Genomic DNA, 13,684 nt, shown 5'->3' on the forward strand with positions numbered 1-13,684 from the left:
TTTTTGCTAACAGCTTGCAACACAGCTACTACTCGCTGCTGTTGGCAGTCAAAACGCGCCAGGTAATAAACAGGGCAAAGCTGACATAGCCCAGAGTGACTACCCAGTCTTGCCAGTGGTTAGAGAGTAGTGCGGCGTCGCTCATCATGCCTCTTTCACAATAGCCTCGCCGCGTCGATAAATTTCATTGGCATAGTCTGTCCAAGCGCCCTGGCCCCAGTAGCGAAAACAGCTTGTTTCTAGCAGCAGCACATGGAGCAGAGCCGCCTGATAGTCAGCTTGCTGCGTCACGCTAGGATCGGCCTGGACTAGGCGATCGTATTTTTGATGAAACCAGGCGCTGAGCTGGGTCATGGGGCCGAGTACGTTTTCATAGCCGCTGACCCAGCTCAAATCATTCGTCCAAGAGGCACCATCCATACTAAAGCTGTGATCGCTTGCCTGCAGTTCCTCAATAGCAGCCTGGACGGCTTCTGGAGTGGCGCTATCAGGATTAACTCGCTGCCAAATCTGATGCTGATGGACAGCCTGACAGGCAGGGTAGTCATCTGGGCTAACCCCTGCGGCTTCAATCAGTTCAATGTATTCTGTACCGTTGAGGCCCACGACGCCAGCGGTGCTGCGACCATTGTCTTTAATCTCTGACCACACAGGCTGAAAATCCCGGGGGAACTCATTCATCATCACGCCGCCATTTTCGCCATCGGCAATCTGACTGACACAGCTGGGTACGCTGACATCCCCGATCATCTGGCGCGATCGCCCCTTGGCTTCGTGATAGGGCTGCATCTGGGCTACTAGCTTGGTGTCAGATCCCTGAGTTTTGATCAAGACTGTGATCTCAATAGTTTCTCCTTGAGAATTGCGGGCCACAAGGCGGTTAGGAATGTACTTATGCTCGTGCCAGAGTCCGGTTCCATCCAGGCGCTCTACGGAGTGTTCCTGCACCAGCAGCCAGCGATAGCCGCAGTCTTTGAGCGCTTTGACATATTCAAACAGCGTATCGGGGTGATTGGGCAGGTGCATCTCTGGCGGCGAAAAGCCCTTGACTCGCCGCAGCGCCTCGTAGCCAAAAATGGCGGCAAAGTGCTGCTGCCAGGCCTGAATGTGTAGCTTGATATCAGGAATGGGGGTCGAAGGCACGACGGCATGACTCCACAGCGTTCCTAACCATTCCACATAGGGAACATATTGCGGATCGCAGGTGATTCGCTTCAGGTTGTCTAGCACGTCGTCGCGGCCCATTTGCCGCAGGCCCCAAAGCAGGTTGCCAGAATAGTCCAGCATGATGCGGGGGTTGCCGCCATTGCTGACAATCTGCGGGATAAAATCGCCCATCCGGCTGTAGCATTCGGCAAAAACGCTGGCGTTATGGTTATCGCCGTCATGGGGATGCTCAAACATATGCTGCAAATTACAGATGAGCTGTCCCGCTTGACCCGCTGGAATCGTGGGCTGGTGCATGTGTAGAGCGCAGGCAAACCCAGCCGTGATTTGATTCAGGTCAAGGTTAGTTACAGGCAAAAAGACGGGGTCGTTGTGATTGGTTATCTCAGCGATCGCGGTTTCCCAGCCGCAGATATTGGGCAAACCGTTGCGAATTTCATCGAGCTGAGGCAGTTGGGTGTTGGGCGCTTGAGCAATCATAAGTTCCATGAGTGAAAACGACGTTTGCCGCCATAATGTTGCCTTGCGGCTAGCTGAAGCCGCGATCGCGGTCGTATCGGTTTGAGTTCAGTATCTCAGGGCAAAGCCTTGCCGGATCTGCGGTTTCTAGAGGCAACAATGCTATCTCAGCAGGGACATTACTTGGGCTAGCGTCTTTGTCCGATGATAGTGGAAAAATAAGTTTACCTAGACTCTGCTAAGTAATGTCACGGCGGCCAGTTGGATAATCAGCCAATATCAGGAGCAATATCAGTGCTTGGTTGTGATCTGGTACCTGACAAAGCTAGTGTCTCTGTGGTGGAACTGCAGCGAGTATGTAAATCCCCCGTACATTTACGGAGTTTGGCTGAGGGGGGCTGAGATAATTCCGTGGAACAACAGGTTTAAGGGGCCAGACCCATCTCGCACAATGACCGTGAAGCGAGTTAAAGGCGCCCCCTTAATTATGAAAACCCAATCTTCCCTCCACACCAGACTCATGGAACTGCTGGTAGCCTACTGCCAGAATCCTTCCACCGCTCTCCGCAATCGCATCGTTAAAATGAATGCGGGCCTGGTACGCAAGATTGCCCACCGCGTCAGCCGTCAGTGTTCTGAACCCTACGAAGATTTAGAGCAGATTGGCTACCTTGGCCTCATCCGCGCCATTGAGCGCTTTAACCCGACTCAGGGCTGCGCGTTCAGCTCGTTTGCAGTGCCCTACATTCGCGGCGAAATGCTGCACTACCTGCGCGATCGCAGCATGACCGTTAAAATCCCTCGTCGCTGGCAAGAGCTGCAGAAAGCCGGGCAGCGGGCCAGAACGGCGCTAGCGGAAGAACTGGGTCGTCAGCCCAAAGATGATGAAATTGCCGCACAGCTCAATATTTCGGCAACCGAATGGCAAGACGTTAAGCTCTCTACGCGCAATCGCTCACCTCTGAGCCTCGATGCCACCGTCAATCGTCAGGAAGATACGGCTTTAACCTTAGGCGATATGCTGCCAGATGCTCAAGCGCAAACGCTACAGATCTGGGAAGAAGACCGCGAACAGCTACAGCAGGCTCTAAATTTGCTGGAAGAGAAGACACGCATTGCCATCGAATGCGTCTACTTCAAAAACCTATCTCGCAAGGAAGTAGCCGAGCGCATCGGCGTTAGCCCCATGACGATTACGCGGCGGATTCAGCGGGGTCTAGAACAGCTCAGTACCGTTTTAGAGCGTCGGCCACTATCGACTGAAGCGTAGACTTGGCTGAAGTATCGAGCAGTCTAAGCGAAATCAGTCAGATTCCAATACTCGGTTTCGCTGATGCAGCCAGACTCAAGCCATTCTTCGGCAATGTCTAAAAGGGCTTGAATGGCAAGCTCCCGGTCAACAAATTCACGAGCAGCACAAAAAGCGGCTGTGCGATCGCTGTAGTATTCACCATCGTTGCAGAAGTCTAGCTGGTCGGGGGGATAGCACTCAAAGTAAAAGTCCTGATCTTCCTGAGCGACCTGAATTTGCCAACCGTGATAGCTGAGACAGTTGAATTGGGTAGCTAACATATGCTTGCTCATAATTAAGGTCTAAGGGAAATAAAAATCAGCAAATTGGCTGAAGGAACTTCATCTTTGCTTGATTTAAGTATTCCCCGCTAACCGCTCACAGCACCAGAAAAATTCAGTAATTTTGCCGATAGCTTTTTCAGGAAGTTGCCGAGGCGATGACTAGACAGTTTGATGGATGTCCGCTTCAGATTGCTCCTGCTCACCCAGTTCACTCAGAAACTGCAGGGCCTTAGCAATGTGAGCCGCACAGGTCTGAGGCGACTGCTGATAGAAAGAGCGCCATGCGGCAGCTTTGTCGTCATCATAGCGATCGCCCCGGTGAGGCTGCTGCTGCAGCCAGGCCAGTCGCACCGCATGGCCAATCAAAACATCTAGCACGATATAGTCGTCAAACTGTAAATCAGGATTTTGCTCAAAAATCTGGGCTAGCTCCTGCAGGGCTTCTACCGTCAAATGACGGTATTCAGGCGCTTGAATTTTGTTTAGCAGATGATTGATCATCAGAGCAAAGTTTTGCTCCCCTGGCGTCATCGCCGAAAGCACCAGATCGCTCGCCAGCCGATTGCGTCGCTCTAGCTTATCGCCGATGACAATGCCCCGGCAGTGCTGCATCAGGGTCCACACCTGAGAGTAGAACGGCTCAGGCAAACGGTTGATTTCGCCGTCAATCTTGCGTTTGCGCCACCAGTCACCCTCAAAAGTCGCTGCCCCATTTGAGCTATTGGCAATGACGGCCCAGTTGACCGATTTTTGCTGTCGCATGTGCAAAGACTCTTGCTGAAACAGGCGCTCATTCAGCCCATCGTATCCGGCGAGTACCTGTTTTAACCGCAGCTTGATTTCAAAGGGACTGAGTCTCATCAGGTGCTCATAGGCTTCATCCTGGGTGAGTTGATGCTCGTAGACCAGCTCGTTGGTCAGCAGCAAAATTAGATAGCCAATTCGCAGCGTCCACAGTCCTTTAAACAGGTGGGGATCGGTTTTGATTAAGATGCTGAGATAGATCAGAATCTCTTGGGTTAGGGGGCGATCGCGCACGTCATCTCGGCACAGCTCGTTGATTCGCGTCTGAATGTCGTTGTGCCGCATCGGATCGGTAATCAGAGAAGCTTCGCTGTAGGCTTTCCCGACCGCAACCTGCTTCTGCCGCGCTAAAAGCGTTGTGAGCGCATCAGACAGGCTGATGTCGGCTTTGTCCAGCAGCCCTGCCGCCCGCCGCACGATGCTCCAGAGCTCCAGTCGCCCGGCCTTGACATAGACTTCCTGCAGCAAGTCGGCAACGGTGACGAAGCGTTGCTGGCCGCCCAATCCCGTATCAAACTCTAACCCTCTAAGCTGCTTGAGGCTGCTGAGTAATTCAATCTGCTCGTAGAGATTATCTGACTGACGCAGACTGTGGAGCAGCCGCTCAGCATCGGTTTCACGCTCTAGGTCAAATTCCTGGATGGCGCTGAGGGGCTGGGTAGTCTGGGAGTTGAGGATCAGGTAGGCAGAAACAGGGACTTGAGGCTGGGAAAGCGCCAGCGCCAAATCTAAATCATGAACGTTGTCCACGCGCTCGGCGCGAGCCGTGAGCAAGAGCTGAAACAGGGGCGCAATCTTGATGGGAATATCACCGCAGCGGCCATCCTGCATTTCCTGCAGCAGCTCTAACAGCGGCGACTCGTGCACCACTTTATGACCCAACTCAAACATGGCGTGAGTTAGCAGCAGGGTTACGGTAGGCCGTCCCGGTTCGTACCAGTGTTTGTAGATGTAGGCTAGCTCACTGCGCATTTGCGCTACCAAGAAGTGGTAGTCCAGCGTTAGGTAAAACTTTTGGGGATCTAAAAACGATGGCAAAAAGACCATCGTTTCCCCTTGAATGTGAAAAACGCGGGACGTGGTCAAGCTGCGCAGGCGGCGGATGGGCCGACCGCTGAGCTTAAGCTTGGCGTTGCGGCCAATTTGAGCATAGATCTGAGACAGATCATAGGAAGGTCTGACCTGAATCGGCTCAATCTGGCTAGGCACCTGAGTCAGGACGCCGTAGGTGGCAAGTTCTGCCTGTAGGGACTCGTCTTCGGCCAGCAAGGCAATCTGCACGATCGGCTGACGGTGCCCCATCTTGAGGTGGCGTCCTAAGGGATCAATATCCCCTGGCGTAATGAGCTTTTCTGCCAGCAGCTGCCCGACGAGATAGAGGCTTTGGGCCCAAACCAGGGGCAGGTTTTCATTGGGCAGTCGGGTTTGGCTATTGGGTGACTGCCGCTCGGCTGCAATGGTTTCAGCCGAGACGTAGTATAGCTCTGGCAAGAGGGCGGTGCCGTCTTTCTCAATGGCGATCGCCTCTAGGCGCTCCCGATAGAAATTAATGTGGGCTTCATCGCCTCGAAACAGGCTGTCTAAAAACAGGTATGTGAAAAACAGCGGCCATTCGCATTCAATATGCTCAAACTGCTTCAGTTCCTGAGGCTCGTAGTGTAGGCGCTCAGTGTCCTCGATGACGGTTTGATGCCCATCCCGCAGGAAGCGCTTGCAGCCATAGTTACCCTGCAGCTTCTCCACAATTTTGTGGCGGGTTTGTTCTGTCAGGGCCAAATTCTCCACCGCAAAGGCGGGAAAGCCAATGACGCTGAGGACTGCCGCATCCACTTCTTTAGACCCCGACTCTCGCGGCAGCAAAGATTCTAGGGTGATGCGAGCGCGGGCAATTTCATCAGAGAGCACATGAATCACCGAAGCCTGCCCACCTTTGACCCCAAATAGGTTCAGCCCATTAATAGCCTCTAAAGCCGCTTTCGCCATGCCCACAGAGCTAACGTTGAGTTCTGGCTTGCCGTGGTTGAGCTTGTTGCCCCGCTCCCAAATGCCGTAGTCAGGGGTGCGATAGGCGCGGCCAATGTAGTACACCAGATTTTGAATGAAGTTGACTTCATCCTGGGTAAAAATGATTTGCAGGCCGGAGGCGGTCATCTGCGCCAGCATTAGCAGGTATAGGGAAGTGGCATCTAGCTGCAGGTGTCCCCATTCAGCATCTCCGACAACTGTTGCTCCGGTCGCGGTGTCATATTTAGCGTGCAGAGCATCTAGGGGAGCCTGAGTCTCCTTAAACCGCTCTACCTTGTCGGTCTGCTGCATCATGGCAAACAGCAGGCCGCGCATCAGCTTGACGACGCTCTGCTCTAGCTCGTAGGTGCGCCCTTGGTTCTCGTCTATTTTGCGGTAGGCCAGTCCCAAGGCCCAAACCGCTAAAATGCTGTAGACATTATCGCGCACCCAGGCATCGGTGTAGTTGCCGTGAGCCGTAATGGCTGTGCTAGCAGGCAGTAGGCCGCTGACGGGATGCTGGCGAGCGAGGATGACTGCCTGCACCTGCTGATAATAGTCTTCAAGCCGGATAGTCAAGCGAAAAACTCCATTAACTTGTCTCAAGATAGACGATCAGCTCCCTAAATCGCAGTATCGTCTAACGCCGCTGTCGCGGTTGACCAAACGTGGTGATATAGAGAACCGCTTCATCATCTGGAATTCCCAGCATTTTGTTGACCTGATCGTCAAAGAATCCGGCAATGCCGCTGACCCCTAGGTTGAGACGGATCGCCGCTAAATTGAGCTTCTGGCCCAAATGGCCTGCATCCATATGCAGGTAGCGATAAGCGCGATCGCCATAGCGAGCTACGGCCTGGTTTAAATCAGCCGTATGGAAAAGAACGGCAGCCGCGTCGCGGCCTAAATCCTGGCCCAGACACAGATAGTGCAGTTCGCGGCGAAAATTTTTAAACCGAATTTGGCGTAGCTCCTGCGCCTGGGGAGCGTAATAGTAGCAGCCCTCGTCTAGTCCGACCACCGACGATACCGCGACAAAAGTTTCAATCAGGCTCAAGTCAAAGTAGTCAGGCTGGCGATCGCAGCCTTGGTCAACATAGTCCTGTGGCTGATAGGCAAAGTGGAGCAGCGATTTGAGGTCGGCTAGCTTGAGTTCGAGGCCACTATAGCGCCGGGTGGAGCGCCGCCGCAGAATGGTATTTTCTAGCTTATGCAGAGAGTCGCCCCAGTCAAGGGGCGAAGTCGTCGTAGATGCTTTTAAGCAAAAAGGAAAATTGTATTTATCTTTTTGCTCTGGCTGGGCTGCGGGTTCGGCCAACCGGGGCTGCGGATCGGCTTTAGATGCACCGGCCACTGGAATTTGCGAAACTGCGTGCAGATAGGGGAGTAGCTCGCCTGCTGCGAGAGCCGGATAGACCTGATGCACGTCAGAGGCCAAGGTGGTATGGTCGGCTGGCAGGTTTTGCTCTACCTGCAGCAGATCGGCTAGGGCAATGACCGCGATCGCGCCCTCCTTTTGCTCATCTAGGTAGAGCATCTGGTTCACGGCGCTGTCGGCAAAGCCGCCAATCAGATGCGGTCGATAGTCTGTCAGAGCCCCCGCCAGCTCTAGGTTGCCTAGCAGATGTCCCGTATCTAGAAAAATGCGACGATAGGCCCGGTCTTCATAGCGCCAGGCCGATCTAAAAAAGACGGCAGTGACAATCATTGCCAGGTGGGTCTGCTCTAAAGCCGGGTGCCAAAAACAGGCTTTTTGCAGCGATTGCCAAACATGTTCATCCCAAAAGCGCACTAGGCCGTGGGAGCGCACCTGGTAGTTGTAGAGTCCTGCCGGTAGCAAGGACGTGCCCCGCGAAATTAGGTAAATTTCTGCCGGATAGAGGCCACCGGCGGAGGGCGCTGCTCTCAGATAAAACGGCTCACCGTCAACGCTAGGCACACGGCCGGTCAGGCCATAGGTGTTGATCAGTAACCGCGAAAGGCGATCGCCTACCGGATCTTGCTTAGCTTCAGACTCGGCTGCTCCGGCGAGATAGGACTGCAGGTCGATTAAAGCACCCAGCGGATATTGCTTGTAAGGGACAGGCTGAGCTGCAAAGTCTAAGGATCTGGCCTGGGCAGCGATGTTTTCGGGGCTGTATTTCGTTCGTTCATGATAGTGCTGAGCAAACGAAAGCTTTAGAGGGGTCATAGAACAGCGGCAAGAAGGCAAACCTCCTCAATATTGACACGTAAAACTATAGGCATCCTCCCCCCGGAATGCTGAAAAGAATCTTAAGCAGCAGCCCCTGAGAATGACCTGCTTGATATATTAACTTTTGTTAATAAGTATATTTGCTTATTAACTGGCTTCTGTGACAATGAAGCCGCTTTGTTCAAGCGAGCGGTCACCTTGTTGCTTTAGCACCTGAGCGCCAGAGAGTCAGTAGGCGTGAGCGATCGATAGATGAGTTATGAGAGTTACTACGATAGAAAGTCTATTAAAAGCCTATCAGGCCGGAGAAAGAGATTTTTCGGAAAGTCATTTAAATCAGGCCAATTTATTTGAATGGGACTTGCGCAGCACGATTTGGCGGCGTTCCACGCTAGCAGCCATTTATGCTCCCTATGCCAACTTTAGTCAGGCCAAGTTTATTCAGTGTCTGCTAGCTGAAAGCAATCTAGCCAATGCTGTCCTCTATGCCGCAGATCTGAGTCAGGCTGACCTGCAGGGGGCCGATCTGACGCGGGCAAATCTTAGCCACTGTAATCTGCGCGGGGCCAATTTGAGCGGCGCGAAGCTGTCAGGGGCCGATCTAAGCTATGCAGACTTGCGCGAAGCCAATTTAGCCGGAGCAGACCTGGTGAGAGCCAATTTAGCCGCAGCCAGCTTTGCCAAAACTAACTTGACAGGTAGCTGTTTATTTCGTGCCCGACAGGTCAGCTTAGAGGGCGCTCTCTGCGATCGCTCCACAATTCTGCCGGACGGATACCACTACGAGCGCTAGGCGAATATCTTCCTTTCGATATTCATCAGCAGTCCGTGTGAGGGAGGGCGATCGCCTTTACATATCGTTACTTTGAGGTTAGATGTCAAAAAATTATTAAAACAACATGGCTAACAACTATTTAATCGCCGTCTTATCCAATCGAATTCAAGCAGAGAAAGCCTACTCTGCTTTAGAGCAGGAAGAGGTGCCCATGAGTCAGGTATCAGTCCTGGGGCGAGGCTTCAAGAGCGCAGATGAATTTGGCTTGATCAATCCCGATGACGAAGCCGATCGCCTCTCTGATCAGCTTGCCCTCTGGGTAATTCCGTTTGGCTTTCTAGCCGGATTTGCCTTTAGCGTTCTATCTGGATTGCAGACGTTTGCCTGGGCCGGAGAGCTGGGCAACCACCTGATTGGCGGACTTCTGGGGGCTGCCTCTGGTGCGCTTGGTGCGTTTGTCGTGGGTCGCATTTCAGGTTGGACTGTGGGCAGCGGCGATGCGATCGCCTATCGCAACCGTCTCAATGCCGGTAAATACCTGATCATCACCCAGGGATCAGATGAGCTGGTGCGTCAAGCAACACGAGTTTTGCGCCAGTTTGAGCCAGAAAATATTCAGGGCTACACTGAGCCTGCCTAGGTTCGGGTTGTTAGCCACTAGAATTGACGGGTAGGGCAGTAGACCCTGCCTGTTTTCTATATTTTCAGCTTGATCAAGTAACAGGCTTGGAGCCTGCAGGAGTAGCAGGAGACGCCCTGATTGAGTATGCTAATGCGTAGCTAGAGTGCCACTGAGCGCCACCAGTCACCCACGCCAGTGTAAGGGAGTCTCGATGAGGCAGATGCCAATAGACAAGCTGCTGCTGTCCAAAAGCTTACTATTTCTATATTTGCTGCTGCCGGGTGCAGCGGCTGAGGCTGCCAAAACCCGTGACCCGTCTCAGCCTCTATTAGCTCAAGCCGTTACTAATGAGGAGCGCCTTGAGCTAGAGCAACTCCAGCGCGAAGCCAATCTCGCTTTCAGCCGGGCGACGACTTTGTTCACCGTGCTGCTGGGGGCCTTGGTATTGCTGATTGGCGTCGGCGTTGCCATGCTCTGGTTTCTGCGTCAGTCAGTGGTGCGTGAGGTTGCGACTGTGGTGCGCACTCAGCTCAATGAAATGACGAATCTGGAAAACCAGATCCGCTCAGCCACCAAAGAGCTTGACCACATTCTCCAAGATGCTGAAACGCTAGCTGACGAACTCAGCGATCGCTCGGACAGTTTTGCCCAAGAAGCGGCCAGTCGCCAGCAGGCAATTACCAAACTGGTAGACGATCTAAGCCACTTCAAGCAGGAAACTCTGACGGATTGGCAAACGCAAATCACACAGCTACAGCAGGATTTGCAGGCCCGCCAGTCTGAGTTCGCCCAGAATATCGACTCGCTGCAGCAGCAGGCTGATCAACAGCTTGGCCAGTTTGCAACCCAGATGCAGGCACAGCAGGATTCGCTGCAAGAAACTGCTGTCACCACTCAATCTGAATTTAATCACCAGCTAGCCACCCTTAGATCCCAGAGCGAACAGGAGCAGACTGGTTTAGCCCAAACTTTGCAGCAGCAAAAGGCTGATTTTCTCGAAAAGCTAACGGCCCTTTTAGGGGAAGTGAGTCAAACTCGCGATCGCGCTCTGACAGAACTGCAGCAGCTCCAGACCGACTTTCCCAGTCGCTTAGATGCCCTGAGCGAAGAAGCCCAACAGCGACTCCACCAGCACCGCGACCAGCTTTTAGCGGGCCTGACCCAGCAGTCCCAAGAGATTAGCGAGCAGCTTTCAGAGCTACAGGCTAGTACCTACGGTCACAAAGAACTGGCCCTGCAAAATATTGAACGGGCTACCCAAAGTTTTGAAACTCAGTTTGCTCAGCTCAAGCAGGTTGTAGAAGCGCAAAAAGAGCAGACCCTTTACGAACTGCGGCAGGCAGCCGATAGCTTTGTTGGCCAGTTTGACAGCCTCAATGCCGAAGTGGACAACCGCAAGTCTAGCCTGCTGCAAGACCTGACCCAGCAGTCAGAGCTGGTAGCCGTGCAGCTTGGCAGCCTGCAGCAGGAGATGGAATCCCAAAAGCAGACGTCGCTTGAGCAGCTACAGCAAACCGCCTCTGAGTTTGCCAATCAGCTAGTGGCGCTACGCAGCGATCTCGACCAGCAAAAGAGCAGCCTGTTTACCGATTTAGAGCAGTCGGCTCAGGCGTTTCAACAGCAGCTGCAGGAGCTGGGCGCTGGCCTGCAAGGTGAACGTGGCCAGACCTTGGAAAGGCTACAGCAGAGTGCGGCTGAATTTAGCAATCAGCTTGCCGAAATGCGATCGCAGGTGTTTGAGCGGCGCGATCGCGTTCTGGGAGGTTTAGAAGCCTTTGATAACCGGCTCAGCGAGCAGGTGACTGTGCTAGAGGCGGAAGCCGCCCAGCGGCAGCAGGCCGCCCTAGAGCGACTAGAGCAGGTGAAAGCTGACTTTGCGGCTCAGATTAACGAACTTAAAGACAGTCTCGATCAGCAGCAGGCGACAACCTTCGACGAGCTGAGTCAGCTAAACGCAGACCTGCGCGATCGCCTCAGCCGCCTCCAGACCGAGGCCCAGGCTGAGAAAGACCAGATTATGCAGCAGCTCGGCGAAGTCACACCCCAGTTTGTCGCAGATTCTTTTGAAGCGGAAATTCGTCAGGCCACCCAAGATCTTTCCCAGAGGCTTGAGCGGCTACAGGCCAATCGCCCAGAGCTATTTTTGACCGCTGATGACCGGATTGAGAAAGGGGATCTATTCAAGTCTCAGAAACGCTACGCCGAGGCGATCGCCGAGTACGACAGTGCCTTAGAAATTCAGCCCAACAATGCCGAAATTTGGCAGAATCGGGCCGCAGCCCTGTCAGAACTGCAGCGCCATGACGAAGCGCTATCTTCTTTAGACAAGGTGCTAACGCTGCAGCCGGAGGCGGTAGATCCCTGGTACCAGCGCGGCCTGATTTTGCGGGAGCTGAAACAGTACGATGAGGCGGCGGCGGCTCTCGATCGCTTCCTAGAGCAGCGCCCGGAGGACGCCAAAGCCTGGTTCAACAAGGGCATGGTGCTGAGCCGTCTGAGACAGCGGGAAGAAGCGATCACCGCTTTTGACAAAGCTTTAGAAATCAACGGCGAGTACCACGAAGCCTGGGTGAATCGCGGCGTGGCCTACGGCATTTTGCAGCAGCATGAAGCGGCGTTTCAGTCTTTCGACAAGGCGGTTGAGTTTCAGCCCAATGATGCTGTTGCCTGGCTGAATCGTGGCTTAGCCCTGAGCGAGCTGGAAAAGTTTGAAGAGGCGCTAACTTCTTTTGATAAGGCTACTCGGTTTAACCCAGATTCGGCCAAAGCTTGGGACAATCGGGGCTATGTGCTGATGAAGCTGGGCCGCGATGCCGAAGCCATTCGCAGCTTTGATAAGGCGCTGGCGGCAGATGCCGATTATGACAAGGCGCTATACAACAAGGCCATTTGCTATGCCATGCAGCGAGAAGTGGATATGGCGCTTGAGAGTCTGCAGCAGGCGATTCGCCTAGAGCCTTCTTACCGGGAAGAGGCCAAGGTAGAGCCTGCCTTTGACACCCTTTGGGAAGATGACTGGTTTAAGGACTTGGTGCGGCGATAGAGGCGGGCAGTGCCCGCCCTACGTGGTGCGGCGATGGTTTTACTGAGGCGGGCGGTGCTCGCCCTACGTGGTGTGGTGAGGGTTTTACTGAGGCGGGCGGTGCCCGCCCTACTACACCGGGCGTTGAATGATGGTTTCTAAGATGCGGCGCTTGTTTTGTGGATCGATGCCGATCAGACGCACGTAGTCGTCAGGGTGACTGGCGAGACATGTTTCTAGGGCGGCGATCGCTTCGGCTGGATTGCGGGTTTGCACTGCGGCGCAGCTCTGCCAGGAGTTGGTGCGGAAGCGGCGGCGATCGACATGCTCCATGCCAACGCGATGGCCTTGCTGTAGGAGCTGGTGGACTTGGTTGAGGGTTTCGGGTGAGAGAGCGGAAGAGGGGGACGGTGAGGCGGGTGAGGCAGAGGGGGACGGTGAGGCCGGGCTAGAGCTGCCGTTGGGGGCAGGGGAGTAGCTGCGGTAGAAGCGATCGCGATCAGAAGCGTCAGAAGCATAATTTTGCGATCGCAGGGCTTGGTTATATTCCCGTACCAGACCCATATTTTGCATTCTGTCCTGTTCGCCCACCATTTGCTGACCCACTTCTAGCAGATGAGCCAGGTTGAAACTAGGCTTGCGGAAGCTGGGAGGACGCTCGGCGTTGACGACGTTGCGGGAGATATTTTCCACCCCAACGGACTGGATGAACTCTAGAATCTGTTCATCATAGATCCGCGATCGCAGCGCTCCAAAAAAGTCGATCGCCTGAGGCTCAAATGTGTCTACTAGCTGCTCAATGTCTCGCTGAGACAGTCCGTCTGACTCAAAGATGCCGCCAACAATGCCAATGCGATCGCTGCGATCGGGTTCCCAGTAAAACTTTTCCATTCGTCCGTCTCGCACCAACGGCGCATACAGGGTAGAAAAGTCATTGCCGGTGACGATAATCGGGATGCGCTGAATTGGCTTGTCGTCATAGCTGCCGGGAAGCTGCACGTTAGTTGGCGTGTCAGCAATGTTCATCAGCGTGTTGTTCACTAGCTGGGTGTTGACGGTGTA

At 53.9% G+C, this 13,684-nt stretch carries 9 protein-coding genes; 4 read left to right on the forward strand and 5 right to left on the reverse strand.

All coding sequences use genetic code 11. From position 1 onward, the window contains the following. Positions 1–144: 144 nt before the first annotated feature. Complete coding sequence (locus QJQ48_RS06360) at positions 145–1,647, reverse strand: glycosyl hydrolase family 57 (RefSeq protein ID WP_346290382.1); 1,503 nt, start codon at positions 1,645–1,647, stop codon at positions 145–147. 466 nt (positions 1,648–2,113) lie between these two features. On the opposite strand from QJQ48_RS06360, the gene QJQ48_RS06365 reads away from it, so the two are divergent. Further along, positions 2,114–2,896, forward strand: coding sequence for an RNA polymerase sigma factor SigF (locus tag QJQ48_RS06365; RefSeq protein ID WP_346290362.1), 783 nt, complete (start codon positions 2,114–2,116; stop codon positions 2,894–2,896). Positions 2,897–2,919: 23 nt separating this feature from the next. On the opposite strand, the gene QJQ48_RS06370 is transcribed toward QJQ48_RS06365, so the two are convergent. The 3 genes from QJQ48_RS06370 to QJQ48_RS06380 all read right to left on the reverse strand — a co-directional run bounded on the left by QJQ48_RS06370 (position 2,920) and on the right by QJQ48_RS06380 (position 8,200). Beyond that, positions 2,920–3,198, reverse strand: a complete 279-nt coding sequence (locus QJQ48_RS06370) for a hypothetical protein (RefSeq protein WP_346290363.1) — start codon at positions 3,196–3,198, stop codon at positions 2,920–2,922. A 162-nt stretch (positions 3,199–3,360) separates the two neighbouring features. After that, complete coding sequence (locus tag QJQ48_RS06375; protein WP_346290364.1) at positions 3,361–6,588, reverse strand: glycoside hydrolase family 15 protein; 3,228 nt, start codon at positions 6,586–6,588, stop codon at positions 3,361–3,363. Between the two features lie 61 nt (positions 6,589–6,649). Next, positions 6,650–8,200: a SagB/ThcOx family dehydrogenase gene (locus QJQ48_RS06380; protein WP_346290365.1), complete on the reverse strand. Its 1,551-nt coding sequence runs from the start codon at positions 8,198–8,200 to the stop codon at positions 6,650–6,652. Positions 8,201–8,462: 262 nt separating this feature from the next. Between QJQ48_RS06380 and QJQ48_RS06385 the strand changes: the two genes are divergently transcribed. The 3 genes from QJQ48_RS06385 to QJQ48_RS06395 all read left to right on the forward strand — a co-directional run bounded on the left by QJQ48_RS06385 (position 8,463) and on the right by QJQ48_RS06395 (position 12,643). Then, positions 8,463–8,996: a pentapeptide repeat-containing protein gene (locus QJQ48_RS06385; RefSeq protein WP_346290366.1), complete on the forward strand. Its 534-nt coding sequence runs from the start codon at positions 8,463–8,465 to the stop codon at positions 8,994–8,996. Positions 8,997–9,102: 106 nt separating this feature from the next. Further along, complete coding sequence (locus tag QJQ48_RS06390; protein ID WP_346290367.1) at positions 9,103–9,618, forward strand: hypothetical protein; 516 nt, start codon at positions 9,103–9,105, stop codon at positions 9,616–9,618. 193 nt (positions 9,619–9,811) lie between these two features. Beyond that, on the forward strand, positions 9,812–12,643 hold the full coding sequence (locus QJQ48_RS06395) for a tetratricopeptide repeat protein (RefSeq protein ID WP_346290368.1): 2,832 nt from the start codon (positions 9,812–9,814) through the stop codon (positions 12,641–12,643). A 111-nt stretch (positions 12,644–12,754) separates the two neighbouring features. Here the strand turns inward: QJQ48_RS06395 and QJQ48_RS06400 are convergent. Then, positions 12,755–13,684, reverse strand: a 930-nt coding sequence (locus tag QJQ48_RS06400) for a RuBisCO small subunit-like domain-containing protein (protein WP_346290369.1), incomplete at its 5' end; no start/stop codon positions are given.

The sequence above is a fragment of the Sphaerothrix gracilis Ecp01 genome (assembly GCF_030405905.1).
Taxonomy (GTDB): Bacteria; Cyanobacteriota; Cyanobacteriia; order Phormidesmidales; family Phormidesmidaceae; genus Sphaerothrix; species Sphaerothrix gracilis.

Bases quoted from the DNA above. Each gene is read 5' to 3' on its own strand.
- QJQ48_RS06360 (WP_346290382.1), bottom strand. From the start codon at position 1,647: ATGATTGCTCAAGCGCCCAACACCCAACTGCCTCAGCTCGATGAAATT.
- QJQ48_RS06365 (WP_346290362.1), top strand. From the start codon at position 2,114: ATGAAAACCCAATCTTCCCTCCACACCAGACTCATGGAACTGCTGGTA.
- QJQ48_RS06370 (WP_346290363.1), bottom strand. From the start codon at position 3,198: ATGTTAGCTACCCAATTCAACTGTCTCAGCTATCACGGTTGGCAAATT.
- QJQ48_RS06380 (WP_346290365.1), bottom strand. From the start codon at position 8,200: ATGACCCCTCTAAAGCTTTCGTTTGCTCAGCACTATCATGAACGAACG.
- QJQ48_RS06385 (WP_346290366.1), top strand. From the start codon at position 8,463: ATGAGAGTTACTACGATAGAAAGTCTATTAAAAGCCTATCAGGCCGGA.
- QJQ48_RS06390 (WP_346290367.1), top strand. From the start codon at position 9,103: ATGGCTAACAACTATTTAATCGCCGTCTTATCCAATCGAATTCAAGCA.
- QJQ48_RS06395 (WP_346290368.1), top strand. From the start codon at position 9,812: ATGAGGCAGATGCCAATAGACAAGCTGCTGCTGTCCAAAAGCTTACTA.